The organism is Thermoflexus sp., from assembly GCF_034432235.1.
Taxonomy (GTDB): domain Bacteria; phylum Chloroflexota; class Anaerolineae; order Thermoflexales; family Thermoflexaceae; genus Thermoflexus.
On the sequence record NZ_DAOUCJ010000078.1, the window covers coordinates 47,702 to 72,530 of the forward strand.

Sequence of the window (24,829 nt, forward strand, 5' to 3'; positions counted from 1 at the left end):
CTCCTCCGTGGCCGGCTCCTCCTGCCCCGGCGCCAGGGATTGATGCGGCTGAGACGCTCCCCAACGCTCGGTGGCAGACCATGACCATCGGCATCACGGATCCGGGAGACCCTCATCTCCCTATCACCCGGGAAAACCGGGTTGAGAACGCCACCGTGAGCTCCCTGCGCATCGGGTTTGGAGGGCTCACGTTCCCGGAGCAGATCACCCGCGTGGAGGCCTGGGCAGAGCCCCAGGATGGTGGCATCACCTGGACGATGGAACCCACCGGGGTGGTGTTCTATAATGTCCAGCCAACTCATACCCTCTTCGCCTCATGGGTCACCACGGCCTACGCCCGGTATGAGCCGCCGGAGTACGAGATCACCGTTGGGACCATCGGGCGGGAGGGCTTCGATTTCGCCACCGGGATGGCGGTGCGTCTGCCCGCAGGCGTCTATACGGTTACCTATGCGCGGATCGTGTCCACCAGCCACGAGGGGTTGAGCCCCTTTCCCCTTTACGTGCCCGGAGGCCTCGTCTGGCCGATGGCGCGCTTCACCACCACCCCAGAGAGCCGGGCATGGGTCACGTATACCTTCCGCCTGGGGGATCTGCGGAATCGATCAGAAGCCACGCTCCCGGATTTGATCCCCCTCACCATGACCCTACGGATCCATGGAGGAAGCGCCCAGGTGAACGCATGGATCCGCAATGCGGGCGCCGCACCGGTCCCATCACGGGTCGGCGGCTTTCTGGTCGCTTTGCAGCAACGCGCCCCCGGAGATCCCCCGACCAGCCCGGCGGACGGCGGAGGGTTCGAGACGTGGATGCAGGGACCCACCGGCGTGTGGCTCCCTCCTCTGAGCCCCGGCCACGAGGTTCCGATCACCGGAACCGCCTCGCTCCAGCCCGGTCGATGCCTGTTCCTGAACGTGGATGTGGATCCCTATGGAGAAAGCCCCCTGACCGGACGGGTCTGGGAGGCCCGGGAGGACAACAACGTGGCCATGATCTGCCCGCGTGCCCTCTTCCTCCCCCTGATCCTGCGCAGCCCTCCGTAAATCCTCCAGTCCATCCTCGCCTCCGGTAAAATCAACAACCGGGAAGAGACCTCCCGGACGGCACACCAGAGCAGGGAACCGGAGGCATGGATGATCCATCGGTGGGAACGCGGGATGATCGGATTCGGGGTGGCGATGCTGGTCGCCTGCCTGGCCCGGCCGGTGATGATGACCGTCATCGCGGACGGCCAGCGCCGCACCATCTATGCCCGCGGTCCAACGGTCCGAGAGGCGCTGGCTCAGGCAGGCATCCCCCTCGGGGATCTGGATCGGGTTACGCCGCCGGAGAACGTGTCCATCCGCCCCGGGATGGTGATCACGGTCACCCGCATCACCCAGACCCTGGAGGTCCAGGAGGTCCCGATCCCGTTCCCCCGACAGATCCTGAAGGACGCCCGGCTGGCCCCGGGGGAAAACCGCCTGATCCGCCGGGGCGAACCCGGCATCGAACGGGTGACCGTCCGGATCACATGGGCCGATGGCCAGCCGGTGGAGCGCCAGGAGATCCACCGGGAACGCCTGCGGGATCCGGTTCCCGAGATCGTGGCGGTCAGCTTGCTGGGCGAGGTGACCTCGATGCCGATCTCCGGCACGCTGGTCTTCCTGGCCCGTCGAGACGCATGGCGCGTCGCTGGGGAAACGACCCGGATCCTGCCGCTCACGAACCTGGGCGATCTGGACGGACGGGTCTTCACGTTATCTCCCGATGGCGGCTTCCTCCTGTTCTCCCGGGCTCCCCTGACATCCCCTCGCCCGCTCCTGAACACCCTCTGGGGGCTGAACCTCCGTGCCGATCCGCCACGCCCGCAGCCCGCCGGCCTGGAAAACGTGCTTTGGCTGGAATGGTCTCCCCGGGGGGATCGTCTGGCCTTCGCCACCGGAGAGCCAAGCCCCGGGCCGCCAGGCTGGCGAGCGCATAACGACCTCTGGATCGGCCGATGGGGGAACGGGCGGATCGAAGCCCGCCAGGTGCTGACGCCAACCGCTGGCGGCCCTTACGGATGGTGGGGCATGGCCTGGGCTTGGTCCCCAGATGGCCGCCGTCTGGCCTTCGGGCGCACCGATGGGATCGGGATGCTGGATCTGGGGAGCCTCCGAGCGACCATCCTGCTCACCTTCCCGGTTTATGAAACCCGGAGCGCGTGGGCCTGGGTGCCCGCTCTCGCCTGGTCCCCGGATGGCCGATACCTAGCTGCGCTCGTTCATGGCCCTCCCCGCTCCGGAGAGCCCCCCGAGCAATCCACCCGCTTTGATCTCTGGATCCTGGCCGTGGATGCCGGATGGGCGCGCCCGTTGATCGAGGATATCGGGATATGGGCAGGCGTGCTCTGGAGCGACCTGGGCCTCTTTTTCGGCCAGGCCCGTCAGCCCGAGGCCGGGGATGCTTCCCGCTATGACCTCTACTGGGCCGATCACGACGGGAGTGATCGACGGCGCTTGTTCCCGCCGGAGGGGGAGATCGGATTCGGCGGCCAGCCCGATATGCGCTGGGGACCCGACGGGCGAAGCCTCCTGGTGCGCTATCAGGGGGACCTCTACCGGATTGCCCTCCCTTCCGGCCGGATCGATCGCCTCACCGCCCGGGGGGACATCGCGGCGATGGCATGGCGCTGAAGGCCGGATCCCCCGTGGGGATATCTCCTTACACCGTTTAGACCGGACGACGGCCTGTTCGTTGATCCATCCTATCTGGAGTCAGGGATTTTCATTCGCCTGGGGAATCCGGGTGGAGCGAGGACCTGTTGCCGCCGGCCCGGCCGGGATCTGTCGCACCCGAACGCCTTCCGGGACAGAAAGGGGACGGAGGTAGCGAGAGGGGATGGCGGGGAAGTCGGCGTAAACCCCGCGTCGCTCCGGCGGCAGCAACGCCGCGATCTGCGCCATCAGCTCATCCGTCGCCTCCCGCAGCGCCTCCCGGCTCCGCTCCTCGGGGATTTCCACCCGGAAAGGCGGGCCGAAAACCACCCGCACCGGCGTGCGCCGGAGCCGGCGGATGTTGAACTTGAAGCGATCGGTCCCATCCACACCCACCGGCACGATCGGGGCGCCCGTGCGCCAGGCCAGGTAGACAGCTCCCTCTTTCCCCGGGATCAGCGCGCCGGTGGGGCTGCGAGTGCCCTCCGGGGCGATGAGCAACACCCCGCCCATCCGAAGCACTTCCAGGGCGGTCTGGACGGCCCGGCGATCGATCTCTCCCCGTCGGACCGGAAAGGCATCGAAGGCGGTGACCAGGGGGCCCAGCACGACATCGCGGAAGACCTCGGCCTTGGCCATGGGGAGCACCTTGCGCCGCAGGAGGCTGACCACCAGCACCGGATCCAGGAAGCTGATGTGATTGATGGCCAGGATCACCGGCCCGGCGGGAGGGATATTCTCCAGCCCCACGACCTCCAGGCGCAGCACCAGCCGGTAAGCGAGATGAAGCAAGAAGGTCAGAAAGCGGCGCAGCCACGAGTGCCGATGGACCCGCGTGGCTGTCGCCCAGCGGGAAGCCCGTTGGAATACCTGTCCCGTTTCCGTCATATCCTGGCTGCGCAATCCCGATCGCGGAATGCCGGCAAAAACCAAAAATTAAGGAACGCAGCGGGTTTCCCCGCTGCGCAACCCCGGATGCGCTCGGTATCCTCAGCGTGTCGCCATCTCTTCCTCTGCCAGCCGGCGGGTCTGATCCTCCAGGATCAGCGCATCGATGAGGGGATCCAGATCGCCATCCAAGATCTCCTGCAAGCGATACAGGGAGAGATTGATCCGGTGATCCGTGACCCGATTCTGAGGGAAGTTATAGGTGCGGATCTTCTCGGCCCGCTCCGCGGTCCCCACCTGGAGGCGGCGAGCCTGGCTGACCTCCGCCTCTCGTTTCCGGCGCTCCCGCTCATACAGACGGGCCCGCAGGATGGCCAGCGCCCGCTGCTTGTTCTGGAACTGGGAGCGCTCATCCTGGCATGAGACCACAATCCCGGTGGGGATATGGGTGATCCGCACCGCTGTCTCGTTCTTCTGCATGTGCTGCCCGCCCGCCGTGCCCGCCCGGAAGGTTTCGATGATCAGGTCCTTTGGATCGATCTGCACCTCCACCTCATCCATCTCGGGGAGCACCGCAACCGTTGCCGTGCTGGTGTGGATGCGGCCGGAGGCCTCCGTAACGGGCACCCGCTGGACCCGATGGACACCGCTCTCATATTTGAGGCGGGAATAAGCGCCGCGGCCGCGGATCAGGAAGATGACCTCCTTAAAGCCGCCCAGGCCGGTCTCGTTGGCGCTGAGGAGCTCCACCTCCCAGCCTTTCCGCTCCGCGTAACGGGTATACATCCGGAAAAGATCGGCGGCAAACAGCGCGGCCTCCTCCCCGCCCGCCCCCGCGCGGATCTCCATAATGACATTTTTTTCATCGTTCGGATCGCGGGGGAGCAGGAGGCGCCGGAGCTGCTGCTCAAGGCGCTCCTGCTCCTCGGAGAGGCGTTCGGCTTCCTCCCGGGCGAGGGCGGCCAGCTCTTCGTCCTCCGTGGTTTCCAGCAACTGCCGCGCCTCCTCCAGCTGTCGACGCACCGCCTGATAGCGGCGGAAAGTTTCCACAATGGGCTCCAGCTCCTCCCGCTCCTGGCTGAGGATCCGGAGCCGGGAGATATCCGCCGCCACGGCCGGGTCGGCCAGCATCGCGGTCAGCTCTTCATAGCGCTGTTCGACAGCTTCCAGTTTCTCCAGCCATCGCCGTTCCATCGGGAATTCACCTGATCACCGTTGTGCGAAAGACCAGCAGGATCGGATATCACGCGGTCCCGATTTCCAGCTCGCCGCCGTTCTCGATCCCCAGGCGGATCAACGCGTTCCGGGCCGCCTCCCGGGTGGCTTCCCGCTTGCTGGCCCCCTGACCTTCCCCCACGACCTCATCGCCGATCAGCACCTGAACCGTGAAACGGGCCGCGTGGGGAGGGCCTTCCACCGCCACCACCCGATAGACAGGGGTCTTCCCCCGGACGGCCTGGCTCCAGTGCTGCAGGCGTCCTTTCGGATCATGCCACTCCAGATCCCGCACGGCCTGATCGATGGCCATGGGCAGCAACTGGCCCAGCAGACGTTCGGCCGCCGGCAGCCCCCCATCCAGATACAGAGCGCCCAGAAGCGCCTCGAAGGCATCCGCCAGAACCGAAGGACGGGCCCGAGCGCTTTCCGCCTCCCCCTTCCCTACGCGGAGCCACCGACCCAGCTCCAGCTCCTCCGCCCATGCGGCCAGCCGCTCCCCGCGGATCAGAACCGTACGCAACTCCGTCAGGCGTCCCTCCGACCAATCTGGGAATCGACGGAACAGCTCCGCGCTGACCACCAGCTGAAGGACCGCATCTCCCAGGAACTCCAGGCGCTCATTGTCCCGGACCCCTTCCTCCGGATGCTCATTCACATAGGACCGATGGGTGAGGGCTTCCATAAGGAGAGTCCGGTCTCGGAAGGACCAGCCCAGGCGTTTCTCCAGGAGCCGAAGAGGGTCTTCCTCGGAAGGGGAAGCGTGGGGCGAAGGGAGGGGCGAACCGCGAGGCGCGGGTTCCGGCTGCTTTTCCTGAAGATGCCCCCAGATACGCCCGATCCGAACCCACCAGTTCCCCATCGCAAATCTCCCTCGCGAAGGAAGGATAACGGTCCAAGAACCCCTCCCCGAAGCGGGGAGCGAAAATCGGCTCCCCCTTCCCTCGTAGGGAAGGGGGCCGGGGGGTTAGGTCCGAGAACCCCTACAAAACAAAGGGGGCAGATCACGGATCTGCCCCCGATGGAGCGGGCGACGGGACTCGAACCCGCGGCCTTTGGCTTGGGAAGCCAACGCTCTACCATCTGAGCTACGCCCGCCCGCTCTATATAACAATTTAGCGGGTCCGAGCGCCTCTGTCAAATCTCTCCCCCCATCCTCACCCCTCCCCTGGTAGGGGAGGAGTGAGGATGGAGGTCGGGAGGGGGAGCACCTCAGCGCTTCGTCCGGAAGCCCAGCAGCGCGTAGAGCGGGCACCAGCCGATCAGAGAGGTCAGGATGAAGATCACGCCGACGACGGTGAGGATGATGCCCAGGGCATTGAAGTGGAGGACGAAGGCGGAGAGCAGGATAAACACCACGGCCACAATGAGCCGCACGATCCGATCCCAGCTGGCCATATTCACCACCATGGTTTCACCTCCTGGAAGGGATCGAACAGGATCTCCTCGAACATCACGGGCTCACTCCTCCTCATCGTGATGATGGTGATGCATATGAGCTCCAGCAAGGGCATGGCGCATATGCTCCCATGCCGCTCGAGCCCGCGCCATCGCTTCCGGATCCGTCACCTTCATCAGCTCATTGATGAAGTATCCCTCCGGCACTGCCCCCTCGATGTGAAGGACCTCATTGATCACTGTTCGGGGGACGCCGTAGACGCCGTAGTAATCCGCCAGCTCCGGGAACTCCATCGCCTCCACCATATCCGCCCGGACCCACGGGCTCTCCATCGCCGCCTGATGGGCCAGCCGCACCATCCGCGGGCAGTAAGGGCATGTCGGTGTGACGAAGACCTGGATGTGAACAGGCGTCTGGATCTGAGCCAGGCGCTTGCGGCTGGAGGGCGAGAGGCCAGAATCCCGCGCGCCGACCATCCGGATATCCTCAATCAGGGAGCTGAACTCGTAGCCGGACGGGATCCCGAAGTAACGGATGCCATAGTCCTGATCCCCCTCGATCACGACCGCAGGCACCTTGTCGATGCCATAGCGCTCAGCCACCTCCCGATCAGTGATCCGGTTGTAGACCTCTGCCGTGATCCGATCCGACAGGGAGGCAACCTCCTCGATCAGCTGCCGTGTCTCGCGACAATACACACAATCCACGTGCTGGATGAAAACCAGAAGCCGGACCGGGTTCTTCAGATCAGCGAGCAGACGTCGGACTTCCTCACGGGTGTGCGCATCCAGCAACGCCATACGGACCTCCTCCTGGGGTGAAAGGGTTTTGGGTTCGATCCGCCGGCCTCCTCCCGGGAGCCTGGAGGGGGTGGGCGGAAACCCACCCCCTCCCCCCAGTCGGAGGGCCCGATGGCGCGGACCGTCGCCCTTCACTTCTTTTAGATGCAGAGGGCCGGTTGGAGTGACAGATCCCCTTCGCCTGGCGAATGGAAAAGGGGGCGGAGCGAGAGTTTCCCAGGAAGCTGGACGTGCGATATAATAGGAATGCACGAGGGGGCGAAGAGGGCTCGACGGGGGAGGCAGATCGTCGGTGGCAGGTCGGGGCCGCTCGGACCCCGTGAACAACCCGAGCAAACCACAAGTGCCAACCGCGATTACGCGGCTCTCCCGCTGGCCGCCTAAGCCAGCGTGAGGGGACGGTCCCCCGATGAGGGGACCCGCTCGACCGGACCCATCGCCGACGGGGCCGGATCGGGTGGGACAAAGTCGGCGTGCGGCGGCCGGGCGCCCCGGAAGGCCGCCTAAGATCCAAGGGGCTGGCCGGCCGGAGACCTTGCCGGTGGGAGGACCGGCCGGCGAGAGGGAAAAACCGGATACGCCTGTAGGCACCGGCGATCGAATCTTCCGGACGCGGGTTCGATTCCCGCCGCCTCCACCTGCGCGGAAGTGGGCGGGGTCCTGAGGTGGGCCTCGCCCACTTCCCGTTTATAAGGCCGGGGGCTTCAATTTTTTCTCGCGCCGACAGGGCGTGCCATGGGGGTCACGGATTATTATGTCTGGCGGGAATTCGAGGATCGCATCGGCGGGGAGCGGATCCGCTGGGCGGGGAAGCCGGGCCTGGAGATCTGGAGCCATGTCGATCCGGGTGTGGCCCTCATCGCCCAGGTGATGGAGATCGGCCCCGAGGATCACGTCCTGGATTTGAACTGCGGGGTGGGATGGTTAGGGGTACTGGCCGCCCGACGCACAACCGGTCGGATCGTCCTGGCCAGCGACCACGGCCTGGCGGTGGAAGCTGCTCGGCGCACGATGGCGATGAACGGCTTCGAGGGGCGCGCCCGGATCTTCCATGGCGATGGCTATCCCCTCCTGGAGCCCGGGTCTTTCGATGTGGTTCTTTTGAACATCCCCAAGGGCAAGGAGGTGGCGCAACGCCTGGTGCGCCTCGCAGCATGGGCGCTTAAGCCTGGGGGACGGCTCTATCTGGCCGGGCCGAAGCGAGGCGGCGTAGACAGCATCATCGCTTACGCCCGGGATCTCTTCGGCCGGGCTCCGGTATGGGCGTATGGAAGCGGCTACCGGGTGGCGGTGGCCTCCCGCCCGGCTCACCTGGAGATCGAGCCTCCCGGAGATGATTTCGTGGAACGGGAGGCGGTCGTTCGGGGCCGCACCTGGCGCTTCATCACTCGCCCTGGCCTGTTCTCGTGGTCCGCTCTGGATGAGGGAACCCGTCATCTCATCGAACAGATGGAGATCCGCCCCACGGATCACGTTCTGGACCTGGGATGCGGATATGGGATCGTAGGGGTGATCGCTGGCCACGAAGCGCGGGAAGGTCGGGTGGTGATGGTGGATATCAGCGCGGCAGCCCTGGAGGCGAGCCGCCGCACTCTGGCCCTTTATTCCCTGCCTCACGTGGAAGTCCGTCTCAGCGACGTCATCGATGGCGTGCGGGGAGAACTGTTCGATGTCGTGGTGACCAATCCGCCGATCCACCAGGGCTTTGGAGTCGAACGGGAAGTCGCTACACAATTCGTATATGATGCTCCCTCCGTGTTGCGCCCTGGAGGGCGGCTCTATCTGGTTGGGGCGGTGGTGCTGCCTTATCGCACAATCATTGAGCGGGTCTTCGGGAACGTGGAGATCCTGTTCGATGATCGCCATTATCGGGTGTATCGGGCGCTCCACATGCCCCGCCGGCTTCGATAGCTGGCGCGGTTGGCCGTTCCCCAGATTCCGATAGCACCCTGCGGCCTCTCTATCGATAAGGGGATATCTGACCTCGCGTGGAGATCGGGCACGGCCTGGGGCGATGGTTTTGAATCAGCCTGGGGTCCGTCGGAAGAGCAGCAACCATGCCGGAAGCCGGAACCGCGCCCCCCCAGCGCCTCCACGTCCGAAGGGCTTCCCCAAAATCTGTGGACGGCCGTGGACATCCCATTGACAGCCTTTCCTTCGGAACGGTATAATGAGCTAAAGAAGAACTCCATGCACAGAAAGGGGGTGGGGACATTGGCCCGCGTGATCATTGAGGAGGGGGAGTCCTTCGAGTCGGCCCTCAAGCGATTCAATAAGCAGATCCAGGCCGACAAGTTGCTCTCGGAGCTACGGCGCCGGCGCTATTATGAGCCGCCCAGCGTGATCCGCAAGCGCAAGAAGGCAGCCAAGCTGCGCAAAAGCCGGCGCACGACTTTGAAGGCCCTGCGAGCGGCCGGTTTGCTGTAAGCGCAGCGCGGGGTAGACAAACAAAAGGGTGGGGCTTCCCCCACCCTTTTGTTTTTTGGGGTGGGGGTCGCCTTCGGCGACCCCCACCCCTAAAATCCCGCGGGTCGATAGGAGGAGCAGACCAGGCTATCTTCCGCAGCCCGACCGACCTCTGAATGCCCTCAAGGGAGCATCTCCGTCTTCAGCACGGCGTCCAGCACGATCATCGCGGCCAGCGCCAGGGGCACCGCAGTGCCCAGATGATAGAGCCATCCATATTTCGCAGGCGGGATCGCATAAAGCGCCAGGACGCATAGCTCCAGCGCGATCCCGATGATGAGACCACCGATGACGACGGCAACCCGTTTGGCCAGCATCCTCGATCTCCTCCTGCCCCAGCGTTCTCCGGCTGTTCGAATGGATGCAACCGAACCTGATATAGAAAAGGCCAGATGAGCCGCCCCTCTCTGCTCTCCTCTCTGTAGAGCCTCTCGACTTCACCTCGATCCGAAGCCATCGCACGATCGAATGAGGGAGCGCCAGAGACTCCCCGCAACCGATCTTTCCTGAACGGTGTAGATTCTAATCCCCCCATGAGCGCTCGTCAATGCAACCCGTGGAAAATGAAGAGCCCGCGGGAGAAAAAAGAGAGCAGGTCGCTTCATCGCCTGCCCCGCTCCGCCGGCTCAGAACCACCCCAGGAGAAGCGCCCGGAGGAACTGCCCCGCCAGTTCGATCAACAGGATCGCCACCAGGGGGCTGAAATCCAGCCCGCCCACAGGGGGGAGATAGCGCCGCAGGGGATTCAACACGGGCTCCACCGCGCTCGCCAGGAGGCGTCGGGCCGGATGCCACGGATCGAGGCCGATCCAGGAGGCGAACACATAAAACACAATCAGAAGAACGTAGAGATTGACCAGGGCGTCGATCAAGGAGATCAGCATTCCAGGCATATCGCTTTCCTCAAGGAAATTCGCGGGGCTGTGATCATGGCTCCCGCCCCCCAGGCCCTCCACAGAAAGGATCACGAATCATGACGAGGGGCGCTCGCCGAAGATCGCCCGCCCCAGGCGGACCATGGTTGCGCCCTCCTCGATGGCCACCTCGAAATCGTCCGTCATGCCCATGGAGAGGTGCTCCCAGGAACCCTGGGGAAACCGCGCAGCCAGCGCGTCCCGCAGCGCTCGGAGCCGGCGAAACACCGGTCGGACCGCTTCGGGATCGGGGGCGATGGGCGCGACCGTCATCAGCCCGAGGACCTCCAGGCCAGGCTGATCCAGGATCCGGGCGACCGCCTCGAAGAAAGCCTCCCGCTGGGCCGCATCGTCCTCCCAGCGGTCCAGGGGGAAGCCGTATTTGCTCGCCTCGCCGGAGACATTGCACTCCAGAAGGACCCTTGCCCGCTGTCCCCTCTCCCCCGCCAGCCGGCTGAGCTTCTCCGCCAGCGGCACCGAATCGACGGAATGGATCACGTCGAACAGGCTCAGGGCCCGCCGGGCCTTCCGCCGTTGCAGATGGCCGACCATATGCCACCGGATCGCCGCCGCGCCGCCCAGGAGGGCCTGCACCTGAGGGATTTTCCCCTCCGCTTCCTCCACCCGGTTCTCCCCGAAGATCCGCAGCCCACAGGCATACGCTTCCAGGATCCGCTCCGGCGGCACCGTCTTGGTCACGGCCACCACGGTGATCTCCCCCGGATCCCGGCCGGCCCGACGGGCTGCGCGCGTGATCCGTTCCTGAACCCGTTCCCAGCGCTCCGCGATGGAGGAGCTCATCCTCGAGAAGCCACCCGGATGGATTTCGAGCAGATGCGCTTGGGTTCGAAGCGAGCCGGCGGAGCGGGCCGCCGCGGACGACCCGGTCGCCCCTCAAACCCGAAGGGATCCTCACCCCTTGATCACCGCGATCGGCCGGAGCCGGGCCACCTTCTTGGCGATCCCCGCGTGGTGGACCACCTCGACCACGCGGCTGACGTCCTTGTAAGCTCGCGGGGCCTCCTCAGCCAGCCCGGCCATGGAGCCGGCGCGGACGACGATGCCCTGGCTTTCCAGCTCGGCCTTGAGCTTCTCGCCGCGGATCTCCCGCTTGGCCTGGGCGCGGCTCATGACGCGGCCGGCCCCGTGGCAGGTGCTTCCGAAGGTCTGGGCCATGGACCCGGGCGTCCCCAGCAACACATACGACGCCGTGCCCATCGAGCCCGGGATCAGAACCGGCTGCCCGATATCCACGTATTTCTTCGGCAGCCCGGGGGAGCCCGGACCCCAGGCGCGGGTGGCTCCCTTCCGGTGGACGCACACGGTCATCCGCTGGCCGTCGATCTCGTGGGTTTCGATCTTGCCCATGTTGTGGGCGATATCGTAGACCTGCCAGACATCGTGAGCAATGCCCTTCGGCTTGAGGACCTCCTCGAAGCTCTTACGGATGTAGTGGGCCAGGATCTGGCGGTTGCAGAAGGCGAAGTTCGCCGCACAGGCCATCGCCTTCAGGTAATCCTGCCCCTCCGGGCTATCGATGGGCGCGCACATCAGCTCCTTGTCGGGCAGCTTGATGCCGTATTTATGGATCACCCGCTCGAAGCGCTGGAGGTAATCGGTGCAGATCTGGTGGCCGAAGCCGCGGGAGCCGCAATGGATCTGGACGGCGACCTGCCCCTCGAAGAGCCCCATCCGCTCCGCGCCCACCGGATCGAAGATCTCATCCACCACATCCACCTCGATGAAGTGGTTCCCGGCGCCCAGGGTGCCCAGCTGATCCTTCCCCCGCTCCTTGGCTTTCGGGGTCGCCTTGTCCGGATCCGCGTTGGGCATGCAGCCGAATTCCTCGGTGTGCTCCAGATCCTCGGGCCGGGCGTAGCCGTGGCGCAGCGCCCAGCGGGCCCCCTCCGCCAGCACCTCATCCAGTTGCCGCGCCGTCAGGGGGACGTGCCCTTCGGAGCCCACCCCGCTGGGGCAGTTGGAATAGATCCGCGACGCCAGCTCCGTTAGATGCGGCGCGATCTGCTCGTAGGTCAGATTGGTCGCCAGCAGCCGCACGCCGCAGTTGGACACCACAAAGCCATTGGCGATGAAATTGTGGTCTTCATGAAGCACAGTGAAATCATACACATCGCCCGTATAGCCTTCCACAGGCTCAATGCGCTCAATCTCCTCCCATACGATCCCGGAGCGCCCCAATCCCTCTGTCGCCTGCTTCATATAGGTCATGAAGTCCGGAAAATCCCGTGGGAGCCCGGCGCCCCCCTGCTGCTTTTCTGAGATGGACCGTTCCACAAAGCGAGCATTCACCGAGATGGAAACAGCCTCCAGCACGGCCTGGACGGGCTGGCCCTGCCGGTGGGCTTCCGCAATAGCCTGACGCAGCTCCTGTCGGGCCCGGCGCACTGCCTGTTTGCGCTTCAGATACTGGGCGCTGATCCAGCTCAAAAATCGACGTTCGTCGTTGTATTCCACACCAACACGCGTGAACAACCGGATCAGATTATCCGCATCCCCGGAGATCAACAGGCGGAGAACCCGGGAGCGTGAGCCATTGGCTCGCAGGAGCGCCCGTCGCTCTATGTAGATCCCCCTGCTTCGAACGCCGAAGCGTTCCAGCATCTCCGCGATATCGGCCAGGAATCGGTATCCATCCGCGAGACGATGTTCCGCACAGGCAATGCTCAGAACAGGCCGTCGCAGCTTGACGGAGGACTGACTGTGCAAGGCCGGCGCTGTGAGCTCCGCGCCGAAGAGGGCGGCGAGGAAGAGCCGCTGTTGCCAGAGGGGAGCCCGCTTCAACCACTCCGGGATGCGTCCTCCATGGTCCGTCTTGGATCCCAGAGGCAGCCCCAGCGCTGCAAGAAGAGCGACCAGACCGGTGGAGTTCACCTCCAGCTCGCCGGTGACACCGATCGTTTCATAAACCTGATAAGGTGTGCGGATGAGCGCCCTGCGGCGTCGAGAACGAAGGTAGCCTCCATATCCCAGCTGGTTGAGATCTGCCAGGATCTGCGCCAGGTCTTCCTCCTTCCCATATAAGACCAGCACCCCCTCCTTTCGACGACGCATGAACCCTGCTGTGCCGTCACCCCACGCGTAGCCCAGGAGTTTCAATAAATACGGAAGGGCAGGGGAAGTATACCGCAAAGGCAACAGCCCCCTTCGCCGCAGACCCGCGATGGCCTTGGTAATTCCACCGCGTCGATTGTCCTTGCCGGCTTCCAGAAGGACGCGCTCCACATCGGGGACATCCACAATGACCTCATCAGGAGGCTCTTCGTAGGGAACTCCCTCGAAGGGCAGGAAGGCGATCCGGTCGCCAGCCTGCAGTTCGCTCACGGGCCGCATGCCCGCTGGAGTCAAGAACGGATGATCCCCAGTGGCAATGATCTCATCTCCAGAGCAGGTGACGACCCTGTAGAGCACAGGATCCGCCGGTCGACGCAGGAAGCGAACAACCGGTGTCCGATCCAGGCATGCCAATCGGGCATCGTAGCAAACCAGCTCCGCGCGAGACCATTCCTCCGCCATTTCCTGGATCGGGCGAGTGTATCCAAAGCGATGCAGAATTCGGGCATCTCCGGTCAGGCAGTTGATGTCATACCCGATCGCTCCCGGTGAGATGATCCCGCCCGGGACCCGGCTGGCCATCACCCCTCCGATGGGGAAGCCATAGCCCATATGGACATCCGGCATGACAACGACGGCCCCCACCAGGCCAGGCAACGAGGCGGCATTCACCGCCTGATGCACCGACAGGTCCCCCAGGGCGTCCTCCAGCAGCTCCTCGTCCGCGTAGATGCGGACGGGGACGTTCATCCGCGGGTCGAACGAGGTGGGCAGTTCCCAGAGATACGCATGGATCCGTCGGAAATCCTGTTTCCGAATCTCCCGCGCCATGATCCCCCTCCTCACACATCGAACACCAGCTCCACCCAGTAACGTCCATCTTCCTGCTGGATGGCCACGTTGTGATAGGTCACCGCCTTTATATATTTTCGCATCTCCCGGGTCCGCTCTCCATAAACGGTCGCGCGAAGGCGACCGAGGGAATCTGGATCCCCGGGATCCGGCAGGCGGAGCTCATGGATCTCAAACCGCTTGAAAGCCAGGTGCTCCCGCTCCGTGTGGTAGACCAGCTCGTTCAGCCAGGCCACCAGCAATCCCTCAGGGCTGGCCGCCTCCACCTCAATTTCCCGCCGCTCGGACTCTCCCAGGGCGTCCAGGTCAACCAGCAGGCTATACATCCCCATCGCCGCGTTCGCGAACAGCTCCGGCAGCGTCCGCCCATAGGCCCGGATGGCCCAGTCCGCCGTGTGAGGGATCTCCTCGAAGGGGACTTCAAAGCTGGACATATGCTCCCTTTCCTCCTGCGGTCTGCGGTCGATCTCCCGGAGAAAGCCGCGCGCCCGGAACAACGAACACGGAGGCCTTCATTCGTGGTTCCTGTCCGTAGATGGCCTCCATCTGGCCATCGGCACGGCCTTCGCTCATGGAACCACCTGGATCCCGGGCGCTCCCTCCAGACGGCCGATGGCCCAGGCCGATTCGCCGGCCTCCACCATCCGGGCGCAGAAGGCCTCCGCATCCGCCGGGGCGAAGGCCAGCAACAGCCCTCCGGAGGTCTGGGGATCATACAGCAAGGCCTCGGTGATCTCATCGATCGAAGGTTCCAGACGCACGCGCGGTCGGTAGAACGCCCGGTTCCGCCAGAGGCCTCCGGCGAAGGCCTCCGCCTCTGCGCAGCGCCGCGCGCCCCGCATCCAGGGGAGCCGGCGAACCTCCAGGACCGCCCCCACTCCGGAGGCCTCCACCATCTCCCACACATGGCCCAGCAGCCCGAACCCGGTCACATCCGTGGCGGCGTGGGCGTTGCATTTCACCGCCAGCCGGGCGGCCGTCTTGTTCAGCCGCATCATCCATGCCATCGCCTCTTCGATCTCCTCCGGCCGGGCCAGATCCCGCTTGAGGGCGGTGGTGATCACCCCGCTCCCCAGCGGCTTCGTCAGGACCAGGACATCCCCCGCCCGGGCGCCGGATTTCCGCAGGATCCGTTGCGGATGCGCCACGCCCGTGACCACCAGCCCGAACTTCGGCTCGCGGTCGGTGACCGTATGGCCGCCGAGAACAACCCCGCCCGCCTCAGCGACCTTATCCGCCGCCCCTTTCAGGATCCGAACCAGGATCTCCAGGTCCAGGCCGTCCGGAAACGCCACCAGATTGAGGGCGAAACGGACCTCCCCGCCCATGGCGTAGATATCGCTCATCGCGTTGGCCGCGGCGATGGCGCCGTAGGCGTAAGGATCGTCCACCACCGGCGGGAAAAAGTCGGCGCTCTGGACGAGGGCGGTTTCCTCGTCCAGCTGGTAGACGGCCGCATCATCCGGCGCCTCGATCCCGACCAGGACCGCCGGATGGGGCAGGGGCGGGATTTCCTCGTGGAGCCGGCGCAGCACGTGCGCCAGGGCCTCCGGGGCCATCTTGCTGGCTCAACCCGCGCACGAAGCCAGCGCCGTCAGGCGAATCGTCTTATTGTCCACCGATCAGCTCCTGAAGGATCTGGAGGAACGCCGAGCGGGAGCTCGCCCACATCGCCCTGGAAAAAGTATAACCGGGAATCGAGCGACCGTTCCCCCTGAGTTTACATCCCCGTGATCCGGGTCCCCCGGATCCGTGGGGGATCCCGCAAGGCGTCCCGAAGGGCCCCGGGGCGTCGCCCGGAGAAGATCCAGACATCGAGATCGGGATCCCGTTCCACCCAGCGCAGAGCCATCTCCAGCTTGGCGCGCATCCCCCCCGTGACATCGATCCCCCGGGATGCGCCGACCGCGCTCTGGATCTCCCGGAACCGTTCTGGAGTCAAATGGGGGATCACCTGATGTCCATCCGGCCCATCCGCGAGGACGCCGGCCACATCCCCCACCAGCAAAATGCGGGTGGGCCGAAGGGATTCCAGGAGCGCGTCGAACACCTGCTCGGTGGACAGGATCGCCGCCCCCCGTTCCCGGTCGAAGACCACATCGCCCCCTGTCAGGGGGATGAGGCCGACCTCCCAGGCCCGCTGGAAGGCCCGGGCTTCGAAAGCCACCGGACGCCCTCCGGCCGCCTCCGCGACGGCGGAGGGCGGGATGCTGAGGGTCGGCAAGCCGGCTTCATGGAAGGCCCGACGGACCTGCATGTGGAGCTCGGCGGCTGCGAGGGCCACCTCGGCGAACCCCCACCAGTCCTCCGGCCGGGAGATCCCCTCGTGGATACGGGTGCGGGCGGCTGCGGCGTGGCCGAAGGACCCGCTGCCGTGGCCCACCAGGATCCGCAACTCCGGGCGTTCCGTCAGCGCTTCGCGGATCTCCTTCGCCAGCCGGCGGATCACCCGGAGGCGAGCCCGTCGCTCCCGGCGCTTATCCGTGATCAGCGAGCCGCCCAGCTTGATGAAAACCCGTTCGCCGGAATCCCGCATCGCCGTTCCCCTCCAGGATCCGACTGCCCACCCGGTGGGCCTACTCCAGCCGATGGAGGCGGCGGACGTTCGCGATGAGCCCTTCCACCGAAGGCTCATCGGCCCGAGGGGGCGGACCCAGGGGGTCCACCACCTCCTCATGGCCCAGCCAGAGGCGGAACGCGGCCAGCACCCCATACGCCAGGGCGTCCCGATGGTATCCGCCCTCCAGCACGAAGACGAGACGCCCCTGGCAGAGGACGTCCGCCAGCTCGGTGAGCCGCCGGGTCAGGGCCGCAAACCCGGAGACCGTCATGGTCAACCCTCCCAGGGGATCCCCCCAATGAGGATCGTAGCCGGCGGAGACCAGCAGGATCTCCGGCTCGAAGCGGCGGGCGGCTGGGGCGATCACCGCCTCGAAAATCCGTTCGAACCCCCGATCCCCCACGCCCATCGGCAGGGGGAGATTGATCGTGGCCCCCTCCCCGGGCCCCGCCCCGATCTCCCGCCAGTGCCCGGTCCCCGGATAGATCCCCCACTGATGGGTGGACAGATAGAGGACGGAGGGATCCGTATAGAAGATGGCCTGGGTGCCGTTGCCGTGGTGGAGATCGAAATCCACGATCATCACCCGGCGAGCCCCCAGCTCCTCCCGGGCGAAGCGAGCGCCCAGGGCGATGTTGTTGAAAATACAGAAGCCCTCGCCGTGATCGGGGAAGGCGTGATGGCCCGGAGGGCGGACCAGGGCGAAGGCCCGGCGGGCCCGGCCTTCCCAGACGGCGGCGACGGCGGTTTCGACGGCCCCGGCCGCCCGCAGAGCCGCCTCGAAGGAGCGCGGGGTCACATACGTTTCATCGCCCGGGAAATTCAGGCCGCCCCCGCCGCGTTCCGCCAGACGACGCACCCGCTCTACGTAGCTGGCCTGATGCACCCGGCTGAGCCGTTCCATGGGGATCGGCTCAACCGGAAGCGCCATCGTCTGGTCCAGAACGCCGTGGGCCCGCAGGACATCGAGGATCCGCTCCAGGCGATCGCGGCGCTCAATATGCTGGGGATCATCATGCTCCAGGAAGATCGGATCGAAGGCATAGGCCACCGTCATCGCGCCCTCCGGCATACGGGCTTCCCGAGTGGAGTTTAGCGGGGATCGAACGAAGAGGCCATTCTGGGAAAGAGGAAGATGGGAAGGCGCGACAGGTTTTGCTTCCCCCTGCGAGGTGGGGACGGTTGAGCTTCACATGTGGCAATGACCCCACCCGTGAAAGCGCCCTCCGAAAAGCGCCATCTCCGGGCGAGCAGATGCTCGGTTTTCAGGCCGTCCGGGATTCGCTCAGCGGGGAGGATCCCAATCGAGTTCCGGGTTTTGCGCGAGGAAGGCCAGAAGCTCCTCTCGATAGGGCATAGAGGGCTGCGCGCCGTAACGGGTGACGCTGAGGGCGCCCGCGGCATTCGCCCAGCGCAGGGCCTCGGCCACGGATCGCCCCTCCCACAGCGCCGCCGCCAGCGCCCCGTTGAAGGCGTCCCCCGCCGCCACCGTGTCCACCACGGGCACCCGATAGGCGGGCACCCAGCGCACTTCGTGGCGATCCGCATACACGCATCCTCGTTCCCCCAGCGTGATCACCACATGCGCACACCCTTTCCCCACCAGGATCCGGGCGGCCTCTTCGATCGCCCGGGTATCGTCCAGGGAGAACCCCACCAGCCCCTCCGCCTCCACCTCGTTCGGCGTCAGCCAGGTGCACCATGGGTAGATCTCTTCCGGCAGCGCCGTTGCCGGCGCAGGGTTCAGGATCACCGTCACCCCGGCCCGCGCCGCCCGCTCCGCCGCCTGCATCACTGCCTCCAGGGGCACCTCCAGCTGCAGCAGCAGCACCCGGGCTTCCGGCAGCCACTGCTCCAGCCGGGCCAGCTCCGTAGCCCCTACCCGGCCGTTCGCCCCCGGGATCACCACGATGGCGTTCTGCCCTCCCTCCTCCACCACGATCAACGCCGTCCCGGAGCTGGCTTCGGGATCGATGGTCACCCCCTCCACATCCACTCCGGCCTCCGCCAGCGCCTGCCGGAGCGCGGGGCCGAACACATCGTTCCCTACGCGGCCGATCATCCGGGTAGGGGCCTGCAGCCGCGCCGCCGCCACCGCCTGATTGGCTCCTTTCCCTCCGGGGGCGGTGAAAAACCGATGACCCCGCAGCGTCTCCCCCGGTCGGGGAAATCGTGGGGCCACGGCCACCAGATCCATATTGATGCTCCCCAGCACCAGGATGCTCATGAAGTTCCCCTCCGGCGAACGGGTGTGGAACGCGCAGGCCATGGGCCTGTCTTCAGCAGTCGATCCAGGCCCACCGCGAGGATAAAGACGAGGCCTTTAATGATCTGCTGATGATAGGAGGGAACCTCCAGCAGGTTCAGCCCGTTTCCGACCGTCCCCATCACCAGCGCCCCCACCAGGGTGCCGCTGACGCTGCCATAGCCTCCACTCAGGCTGGCGCCGCCCAGCACGGAAGCCGCGATGGCCTCCAGCTCCAGGCCGACGCCGACATTGGGCTGAGCCGACCAGAGACGGGCCGTCAGCAGGATCCCGCCCAGCCCGGCCAGAAGACCGCTCATCCCATATACAACCCCTTTCACCCGCTTCACCCGAACGCCAGATAGCCAGGCGAGATCCTCCCCGCCACCTACGGCATACAGATGCAGCCCCCATGGCATGCGATTCAACAGCAGGCTGATCCCCAGGGCCACCGTGCCCATCAGGAGGACCGGCATGGGGATCCCGAGCAAGTCCCCGGTGCCCAGGAAGGTGAACGCCTCCGGCAACCCCGAGATGGGATAACCCCTCGTATAGACCAGGGTCAACCCGCGGGCGATGGCCATAGTGGAGAGGGTGGCGATGAAGGGGACCAGCCGGCCGTAAACCACCAGCGCCCCATTCAGGAGACCGAGGGCCAGCCCGGCGACCAGCCCGGCGAGGATCGCCCCGCCGACCGGCCACCCGTTCCGAACCATCAATCCCGCCGTCAGCGCCCCGGTGAAAGCCACCACCGATCCAACCGATAGATCGATCCCTCCGCTGATAATCGTCAGGGTCATGCCCAGCGCGACCACCGCCAGGATGGAGGACTGAAGGGCTACGTTCAGCAAATTCGATGGAGTGAGAAACCGGGGAGTCATCAAGGTCAGGATCATCCAGAGCGCCAGCAAAACCAGCACGCCGCTCCATCGCCCGAGGATATCACGCAGCCTGCGCATGCATCCCTCCCATCGCCAGCGCCAGCACCCGATCCGCTGTGGCCTCCTCTCGTTTCAACTCTCCCACGATCCGCCCCTCTCGCATTACCAGGATCCGATCGCTGATGCCGAGGATCTCAGGGAGCTCCGAAGAGATCATCAGGATCGCCTTTCCCTCCCGGGCCAGGCGATCCATCAACGCGTGGATCTCGGCTTTGGCTCCCACATCGATCCCCCGTGTGGGCTCGTCCATGATCAGGATCCGGGGTTGCAGGAGAAGCCAGCGCGCGATCACCGCTTTCTGTTGGTTCCCGCCGGACAGATAGCGCACGGGCACGCCGGGGCGTGGCGGCCGGATATCCAGGTAGCGGATGTAGGGCTGGCTCACGGCATCCAGCTGTCGCCTGGAAAGCAGGCCCAGGGGGGCAATGCGGGGCAGAGCGGCGATGGCGATATTCGATCGCAAAGCCATGCTCAGGAACAGGGCCTGGGCCTTGCGATCCTCCGGGATGAACGCCAGCCCCAGCCGGATCGCCTCCAGAGGGGAGCGGATGCGAACCACCTTCCCTTCGATCCGGATCTCCCCGCGGTCCACCGGGTCCAGGCCGAAGATGGCGCGCGCCACCTCGGTTCGGCCGGCCCCGACCAGCCCAGCCAGGCCTACGATCTCCCCCCGATGGACCTCGAACGAGACTTCATAGAACACGCCCACGCGGGTGAGACCCCGGACCTCCAGGATCGCCTCCGCGCCCGGGGTGGCGGTTTTCATGAACATCTCGCCCATCTCCCGACCCACCATCATTCGAACCACCGCCGCGGGCGTAACCTCGGCAATGGGGAAGGTCCCAATGGGACGGCCATCCCGCAAGATCGTGATCCGATCTGCAATCTGGAACACCTCTTCCAGGCGATGGGAGATGAAGAGGACAGCCACCCCGCGCGCTTTCAGATCTCGCAACAGTCCGAACAGGCGATGGATCTCCCGATCGCTCAGCGCCGAGGTCGGCTCATCCATAATCAACAGGCGAGCCTTTTCGGAAAGCGCGCGGGCGATCTCCAACATCTGGCGCTGGGCGAAGGGCAGGCTCCCCACCGGGGCTTGAGGGTCCAGATCCAGTCCCAGCTCCCGCAGGATCTGGCGGGCCTGCTGCTCCATCGCCCGTCGATCCAGGCCTCCCCACGGGGTTCGGGGTTCCCGGCCCAGGAGCAAGTTCTGGGCCACCGTCAGGTTCGGGAGCAGGCTGAGCTCCTGATGGATCACTGCAATCCCCAGCTGACGGGCGTGTCGGGGATCCGCGATCTCCACCGGCTGCCCCTCCCAGAAGATCCGCCCGGTATCCCGAGGGATGGCCCCTGCCAGGATCCGGATGAGCGTGCTTTTCCCGGCCCCGTTTTCCCCTACCAGACCATGGATTTCCCCCGGGAAAATCTCCAGGGTGACTCGATCGAGCGCCTGCACGCCCGGGAAAGCTTTGGAGATCCCTTCCGCCCGGAGCAAGGGCTCTCCCATCTCGATCTCCCTCTCAGGGGTATTCCCCGGTTATCTGATCGCCAACGGACAGGAGCTCCGCCGCTGGGCTTCTGGGGCCTGGGGGCGCCTTCGGAGCCCCCAGGCCCCACCACGCATCGGGGAGAGGCCATCCGCCTCCCTGAACGGGAGCCCAACGGCACAGGTCCTGACGGAGAAGGCAAGGGGTTGAGGGGCCACACCTCCACCCCAAAACCCGATGAACGGGGAAACCGGGAACCAAAAGGGGAGCGCTGAGGAAGCGCTCCCCTTACGATCGGTTACTTCACCGTCTCCTTGGTCACCAGGGAAAGCGGGACCGGGATGAACTTCTCCACTTTCTCCCCCCGCAGATACTTGACGGCCATCTCCACGGCGAGGCGGCCCATCTCCGCTGGCTGCTGGGCCACGGTGGCCGCCAACTTGCCTTCCTTCACCGCCTTCACCGCATCGTCGATCGCGTCGAAGCCCACAAAGATGATCCCGGTACGCCCGGCGGCCTCCGCTGCCTGGATCGCCCCAAGCACCATCTCGTCATTGTGGGCGAAGACGCCATCGATCTGCGGCTGGGCCTGGAGGATGTTCTCAAACACCTGCAGGCCCTTCGCGCGATTGAAATCCGCGGGCTGGCGGGCGATCACCTCGAGGCCCGGGCATTTCTCCTTCAGGTATTCGTTGAACCCCTTGCCCCGATCCCGGGCCGCCGAAGTGCCGGGGATGCCCTCCAGTTCCACCACCTTGCCCTTGCCCTTCAGGGCCTTGCAAAGGAACTCCGCTGCCATCCGCCCGCCGGCGACGTTGTCGGAGGCGATGTGGGAGACGATCTCCCCACCCTCCGCCGCGCGGTCCACAGTGAAGACGGGGATCCCCGCCTGGTTGGCCTTCTGGATGCTGGGCACCACCGCTTTGGTGTCGGTGGGGTTGATCAGCAGCGCGGAGACCTTCTTCTGGATCAGGTCTTCAATGTTGGCGGCTTCCTTCGCGGGGTCATCCTGGGCGTCGACCACGATCAACCGCACGCCATACTGAGCAGCGGCCTTCTCCGCCCCCTCCTTCAGCGTGACGAAGAAAGGATTGTTGAGCGTGGAGAGGGAAAGGCCCAGAACGATCTCCCGAGGCTGGGCAGCCGCGGGCGTGGCCGTCGCCCTTGGCGCTGCCGGCGTGGCGGGCGCGCACGCGCCGGCGATCAGAACCGGAATTATCAACAGAGGCCAGAAGGAACGGATACGCATCGCTTCTCCTCCCTTTGTGAAGTTTGGACCTGCGCAAGGAAGCTCCAAGCGGGAAGGCCAGATGTCCCCTCCCTGATTTCTCCTCTTTAACAGGAGGAGGGAAAGCCCTGTATCTATTCCCGCCGCAGCGCCCGGTGAAGCAGCAGCGCCGCGGCGATCACGCCCCCTTTGAATACCTGCTCATAAAAGGACGGGATGTTCAGCAGATTGATCCCGTTGTTGAGCACCCCGATGATCAGCGCGCCGATCAGCGTGCCCCCCAACCATCCCTCTCCACCGGTCAGGCGTGTCCCGCCGATGACCACCGCCGCGATGGCATCAAACTCGTAGCCGATCCCCAGGGTCGGCGGGGCAGAATCCAGACGGCCGATCAGAACCAGCCCGGCCAGAGCGGCCAGGAGCCCGCTCAGGCCGTAGGTGAGCACCAGATGCCGCCGGAGCGGGATTCCGGCTGCCTGCGCCGCAGCGGGGTTGTTCCCGATAGCCAGCAGGTGCTCCCCGAAAACCGTGTAGCTCAACAGACATCCTCCCAACCCAAACACCAGTGCCATCACGAGAACGGGCAGGGGCAGCGGCCCTATCCATCCTGCCCCCAGCCATCGAAAAGACTCCGGGAAGCCCGTGATCGGCCGCCCCTGGGTGTAGCTGAGGGCCAGCCCCCGGGCGACCGTCATCATCCCCAGCGTGGCGATGAAGGGCGGGATCCGCAAATAGGCCACGGCGGTCCCGTTCAGCATACCCAGCAGAGATCCCAGGATCAGCGCGCTGACCATCGCCAGCGCCGGCGACTGACCTGCTGTCACCAGGCTGGCCGCCACCACCCCCGTAAACGCCAGGACCGAGCCCACGGAAAGATCGATCCCCCCGGTGAGGATCACCAGTGTCATCCCCACCGCGATGATGCCGTTGATAGAGGCCTGACGGACTACATTGATCAGGTTGCTTGGCGTCAGAAAACGCGGGGAGAGCACGCTCAGCACCAGGCAGAGCATCACCAGCGTCAGAACCAGCCCCAGCCGTGTCCAGCGCTCCCGAGCCTCCAACGCCCCCAGACCCGACATAAGCTTCGCGGGTTGTTCCAGCCTCCTCATCCGCCCCGCCGAAGGGTGATCCATCCCTGCCCGCCTCAAAGAGAAAATGCCTGGGAAAGCCGTCGAAAAAAACACAAGGTCATTAAAAGATCACACCAGATACCAGGATCACATTGGCATAAGGGGTGCATTCGCCGGTCCGGACCACCGCGCGGGCAGTCGCCGTCATCGCCTTGAAGGTCTCATGGGGCACGTGCTCCAGGGGGATCGAGGCCAGCCGCTCCCGTAAGGCGGCATACAACGTGGGGCTGCGGTCCATCATCTCAACGGCCATAATCGCCTTCTCTACGTGAAGTTCCTCCAGGACCGCATCGAGGACATCCAGAAAGGGGGGGAGCCCCGGACGAACCGCCAGGTCAATCCGCTGGACCGCTGGAGGGATCGGCAGCCCCGCGTCGGCGATAACCAGCAGATCCCCATGCCCCATCTGAGCCACCACCTGGCTCAAAGGAGCGTTGAGCAACCCACGTTTTTTCATCGAGAACCTCCCGGCTCAGGTGGAATGCCGAACGACCATGCGAACCGGCAGCAGATAACGGGCCGGCGGGCGTCCCCCCGCCTGGATCCGGCGAAGGAGGAGCTCCCCCGCCAGCCGGCCCATCTCATAGGTGGGCTGGGCCACCGTGGTCAGGGGTGGGATGACATAGGCCGCCAGGGCGATATCATCGAAGCCGACCAGAGCGATATCCTGAGGGATCCGCAGGCCTGCCTCGCCAATCGCCCGCATCGCCCCGATCGCCATCAGATCGTTGCAGGCGAAAATCGCCGTCGGGCGGATCGCAGGAGGGAGGCTTAAGAAAAAGCGCGCCGCGTGATATCCGCTTTCCGCTCGAAAATCCCCCCGACGAATCCAGATCTCCAGGGGCTCGATCCCCGCTTCCTCCATGGCCTTTTGATAGCCGCGCACCCGATCGGCGCTCGGCGTGAGATCCGAAGGGCCCGTGATGCATGCAATCCGCCGATGGCCTCGAT

The 24,829-nt window shown here is 65.3% G+C and carries 24 protein-coding genes, 1 tRNA gene and 1 other RNA gene; 5 read left to right on the plus strand and 21 right to left on the minus strand.

The genetic code is table 11. The features are described 5' to 3' along the window. Positions 1–80: 80 nt before the first annotated feature. Both VAE54_RS09700 and VAE54_RS09705 read left to right on the plus strand, forming a co-directional pair. Positions 81–1,043, plus strand: coding sequence for a hypothetical protein (locus VAE54_RS09700; RefSeq protein ID WP_322801764.1), 963 nt, complete (start codon positions 81–83; stop codon positions 1,041–1,043). A 90-nt stretch (positions 1,044–1,133) separates the two neighbouring features. Further along, positions 1,134–2,657, plus strand: coding sequence for a G5 domain-containing protein (locus VAE54_RS09705; protein WP_322801765.1), 1,524 nt, complete (start codon positions 1,134–1,136; stop codon positions 2,655–2,657). Between the two features lie 81 nt (positions 2,658–2,738). Here VAE54_RS09705 and VAE54_RS09710 read toward each other — a convergent pair whose 3' ends face one another. The 6 genes from VAE54_RS09710 to pdo all read right to left on the minus strand — a co-directional run bounded on the left by VAE54_RS09710 (position 2,739) and on the right by pdo (position 6,980). After that, entirely contained in the window at positions 2,739–3,566 is an 828-nt protein-coding gene (locus VAE54_RS09710) for a lysophospholipid acyltransferase family protein (RefSeq protein ID WP_322801766.1), read from the minus strand. A gap of 102 nt (positions 3,567–3,668) precedes the next feature. Next, positions 3,669–4,760, minus strand: a complete 1,092-nt coding sequence (gene prfA, locus VAE54_RS09715) for a peptide chain release factor 1 (RefSeq protein ID WP_322801767.1) — start codon at positions 4,758–4,760, stop codon at positions 3,669–3,671. A 49-nt stretch (positions 4,761–4,809) separates the two neighbouring features. Next, the gene (rnc, locus tag VAE54_RS09720) at positions 4,810–5,643 is read right to left on the minus strand and encodes a ribonuclease III (RefSeq protein ID WP_322801768.1); all 834 of its coding nucleotides are present in this window, start codon (positions 5,641–5,643) and stop codon (positions 4,810–4,812) included. A gap of 160 nt (positions 5,644–5,803) precedes the next feature. Next, a tRNA-Gly gene (locus VAE54_RS09725) sits at positions 5,804–5,879 on the minus strand. 114 nt (positions 5,880–5,993) lie between these two features. Then, the gene (locus tag VAE54_RS09730; protein WP_322801769.1) at positions 5,994–6,191 is read right to left on the minus strand and encodes a DUF2892 domain-containing protein; all 198 of its coding nucleotides are present in this window, start codon (positions 6,189–6,191) and stop codon (positions 5,994–5,996) included. A 51-nt stretch (positions 6,192–6,242) separates the two neighbouring features. Further along, a complete protein-coding gene (gene pdo, locus VAE54_RS09735; protein ID WP_322801770.1) occupies positions 6,243–6,980 on the minus strand; it encodes a protein disulfide oxidoreductase in 738 nt (245 codons plus the stop codon). 254 nt (positions 6,981–7,234) lie between these two features. Between pdo and ssrA the strand changes: the two genes are divergently transcribed. The 3 genes from ssrA to rpsU all read left to right on the plus strand — a co-directional run bounded on the left by ssrA (position 7,235) and on the right by rpsU (position 9,407). After that, positions 7,235–7,620, plus strand: a transfer-messenger RNA (tmRNA) gene (gene ssrA / locus VAE54_RS09740). Positions 7,621–7,715: 95 nt separating this feature from the next. Further along, positions 7,716–8,891: a class I SAM-dependent methyltransferase gene (locus VAE54_RS09745; RefSeq protein WP_322801771.1), complete on the plus strand. Its 1,176-nt coding sequence runs from the start codon at positions 7,716–7,718 to the stop codon at positions 8,889–8,891. A gap of 279 nt (positions 8,892–9,170) precedes the next feature. After that, positions 9,171–9,407: a 30S ribosomal protein S21 gene (rpsU, locus tag VAE54_RS09750; RefSeq protein ID WP_322801772.1), complete on the plus strand. Its 237-nt coding sequence runs from the start codon at positions 9,171–9,173 to the stop codon at positions 9,405–9,407. Between the two features lie 161 nt (positions 9,408–9,568). Here the strand turns inward: rpsU and VAE54_RS09755 are convergent, their stop codons facing one another. The 15 genes from VAE54_RS09755 to VAE54_RS09825 all read right to left on the minus strand — a co-directional run. Beyond that, positions 9,569–9,763 carry a hypothetical protein gene (locus VAE54_RS09755; RefSeq protein WP_322801773.1) on the minus strand — a complete coding sequence of 65 codons (195 nt, stop codon included), beginning with the start codon at positions 9,761–9,763 and terminating at the stop codon, positions 9,569–9,571. 309 nt (positions 9,764–10,072) lie between these two features. Next, positions 10,073–10,330, minus strand: a complete 258-nt coding sequence (locus VAE54_RS09760; RefSeq protein ID WP_322801774.1) for a YggT family protein — start codon at positions 10,328–10,330, stop codon at positions 10,073–10,075. An 87-nt stretch (positions 10,331–10,417) separates the two neighbouring features. After that, positions 10,418–11,161: a YggS family pyridoxal phosphate-dependent enzyme gene (locus tag VAE54_RS09765; protein ID WP_322801775.1), complete on the minus strand. Its 744-nt coding sequence runs from the start codon at positions 11,159–11,161 to the stop codon at positions 10,418–10,420. A 111-nt stretch (positions 11,162–11,272) separates the two neighbouring features. Continuing rightward, the gene (locus VAE54_RS09770) at positions 11,273–14,263 is read right to left on the minus strand and encodes an intein-containing RctB family protein (RefSeq protein WP_322801776.1); all 2,991 of its coding nucleotides are present in this window, start codon (positions 14,261–14,263) and stop codon (positions 11,273–11,275) included. Positions 14,264–14,274: 11 nt separating this feature from the next. Further along, entirely contained in the window at positions 14,275–14,718 is a 444-nt protein-coding gene (locus VAE54_RS09775) for an archease (protein ID WP_322801777.1), read from the minus strand. Positions 14,719–14,853: 135 nt separating this feature from the next. Further along, entirely contained in the window at positions 14,854–15,903 is a 1,050-nt protein-coding gene (gene selD / locus VAE54_RS09780; protein WP_322801778.1) for a selenide, water dikinase SelD, read from the minus strand. Positions 15,904–16,004: 101 nt separating this feature from the next. Beyond that, positions 16,005–16,820, minus strand: coding sequence for an isopentenyl phosphate kinase (locus VAE54_RS09785; RefSeq protein ID WP_322801779.1), 816 nt, complete (start codon positions 16,818–16,820; stop codon positions 16,005–16,007). Positions 16,821–16,860: 40 nt separating this feature from the next. Next, entirely contained in the window at positions 16,861–17,901 is a 1,041-nt protein-coding gene (locus VAE54_RS09790) for a histone deacetylase (protein WP_322801780.1), read from the minus strand. A 228-nt stretch (positions 17,902–18,129) separates the two neighbouring features. Next, the gene (rbsK, locus tag VAE54_RS09795; RefSeq protein WP_322801781.1) at positions 18,130–19,071 is read right to left on the minus strand and encodes a ribokinase; all 942 of its coding nucleotides are present in this window, start codon (positions 19,069–19,071) and stop codon (positions 18,130–18,132) included. After that, a complete protein-coding gene (locus VAE54_RS09800; protein WP_322801782.1) occupies positions 19,068–20,048 on the minus strand; it encodes an ABC transporter permease in 981 nt (326 codons plus the stop codon). The genes rbsK and VAE54_RS09800 overlap by 4 nt, the downstream gene beginning before the upstream one ends. After that, positions 20,032–21,537, minus strand: coding sequence for a sugar ABC transporter ATP-binding protein (locus tag VAE54_RS09805; RefSeq protein ID WP_322801783.1), 1,506 nt, complete (start codon positions 21,535–21,537; stop codon positions 20,032–20,034). The genes VAE54_RS09800 and VAE54_RS09805 overlap by 17 nt, the downstream gene beginning before the upstream one ends. A 278-nt stretch (positions 21,538–21,815) precedes the next feature. Further along, positions 21,816–22,766, minus strand: coding sequence for a ribose ABC transporter substrate-binding protein RbsB (rbsB, locus tag VAE54_RS09810; protein ID WP_322801784.1), 951 nt, complete (start codon positions 22,764–22,766; stop codon positions 21,816–21,818). Positions 22,767–22,879: 113 nt separating this feature from the next. Further along, complete coding sequence (locus tag VAE54_RS09815; protein WP_322801785.1) at positions 22,880–23,827, minus strand: ABC transporter permease; 948 nt, start codon at positions 23,825–23,827, stop codon at positions 22,880–22,882. A gap of 112 nt (positions 23,828–23,939) precedes the next feature. Beyond that, positions 23,940–24,335, minus strand: coding sequence for a D-ribose pyranase (gene rbsD, locus VAE54_RS09820; protein ID WP_322801786.1), 396 nt, complete (start codon positions 24,333–24,335; stop codon positions 23,940–23,942). 15 nt (positions 24,336–24,350) lie between these two features. Further along, on the minus strand, positions 24,351–24,829 hold a 479-nt coding region (locus VAE54_RS09825; protein ID WP_322801787.1), incomplete at its 5' end, for a substrate-binding domain-containing protein.

Bases quoted from the DNA above. Each gene is read 5' to 3' on its own strand.
- VAE54_RS09710 (WP_322801766.1), bottom strand. From the start codon at position 3,566: ATGACGGAAACGGGACAGGTATTCCAACGGGCTTCCCGCTGGGCGACA.
- VAE54_RS09775 (WP_322801777.1), bottom strand. From the start codon at position 14,718: ATGTCCAGCTTTGAAGTCCCCTTCGAGGAGATCCCTCACACGGCGGAC.
- VAE54_RS09755 (WP_322801773.1), bottom strand. From the start codon at position 9,763: ATGCTGGCCAAACGGGTTGCCGTCGTCATCGGTGGTCTCATCATCGGG.
- VAE54_RS09745 (WP_322801771.1), top strand. From the start codon at position 7,716: ATGGGGGTCACGGATTATTATGTCTGGCGGGAATTCGAGGATCGCATC.
- VAE54_RS09760 (WP_322801774.1), bottom strand. From the start codon at position 10,330: ATGCTGATCTCCTTGATCGACGCCCTGGTCAATCTCTACGTTCTTCTG.
- VAE54_RS09705 (WP_322801765.1), top strand. From the start codon at position 1,134: ATGATCCATCGGTGGGAACGCGGGATGATCGGATTCGGGGTGGCGATG.
- VAE54_RS09770 (WP_322801776.1), bottom strand. From the start codon at position 14,263: ATGGCGCGGGAGATTCGGAAACAGGATTTCCGACGGATCCATGCGTAT.
- rpsU (WP_322801772.1), top strand. From the start codon at position 9,171: ATGCACAGAAAGGGGGTGGGGACATTGGCCCGCGTGATCATTGAGGAG.
- VAE54_RS09805 (WP_322801783.1), bottom strand. From the start codon at position 21,537: ATGGGAGAGCCCTTGCTCCGGGCGGAAGGGATCTCCAAAGCTTTCCCG.
- VAE54_RS09815 (WP_322801785.1), bottom strand. From the start codon at position 23,827: ATGTCGGGTCTGGGGGCGTTGGAGGCTCGGGAGCGCTGGACACGGCTG.
- rbsD (WP_322801786.1), bottom strand. From the start codon at position 24,335: ATGAAAAAACGTGGGTTGCTCAACGCTCCTTTGAGCCAGGTGGTGGCT.
- rbsB (WP_322801784.1), bottom strand. From the start codon at position 22,766: ATGCGTATCCGTTCCTTCTGGCCTCTGTTGATAATTCCGGTTCTGATC.
- VAE54_RS09700 (WP_322801764.1), top strand. From the start codon at position 81: ATGACCATCGGCATCACGGATCCGGGAGACCCTCATCTCCCTATCACC.
- VAE54_RS09790 (WP_322801780.1), bottom strand. From the start codon at position 17,901: ATGACGGTGGCCTATGCCTTCGATCCGATCTTCCTGGAGCATGATGAT.
- pdo (WP_322801770.1), bottom strand. From the start codon at position 6,980: ATGGCGTTGCTGGATGCGCACACCCGTGAGGAAGTCCGACGTCTGCTC.
- VAE54_RS09800 (WP_322801782.1), bottom strand. From the start codon at position 20,048: ATGCGCAGGCTGCGTGATATCCTCGGGCGATGGAGCGGCGTGCTGGTT.
- VAE54_RS09730 (WP_322801769.1), bottom strand. From the start codon at position 6,191: ATGGTGGTGAATATGGCCAGCTGGGATCGGATCGTGCGGCTCATTGTG.
- rbsK (WP_322801781.1), bottom strand. From the start codon at position 19,071: ATGAGCATCCTGGTGCTGGGGAGCATCAATATGGATCTGGTGGCCGTG.
- prfA (WP_322801767.1), bottom strand. From the start codon at position 4,760: ATGGAACGGCGATGGCTGGAGAAACTGGAAGCTGTCGAACAGCGCTAT.
- rnc (WP_322801768.1), bottom strand. From the start codon at position 5,643: ATGGGGAACTGGTGGGTTCGGATCGGGCGTATCTGGGGGCATCTTCAG.
- VAE54_RS09765 (WP_322801775.1), bottom strand. From the start codon at position 11,161: ATGAGCTCCTCCATCGCGGAGCGCTGGGAACGGGTTCAGGAACGGATC.
- VAE54_RS09785 (WP_322801779.1), bottom strand. From the start codon at position 16,820: ATGCGGGATTCCGGCGAACGGGTTTTCATCAAGCTGGGCGGCTCGCTG.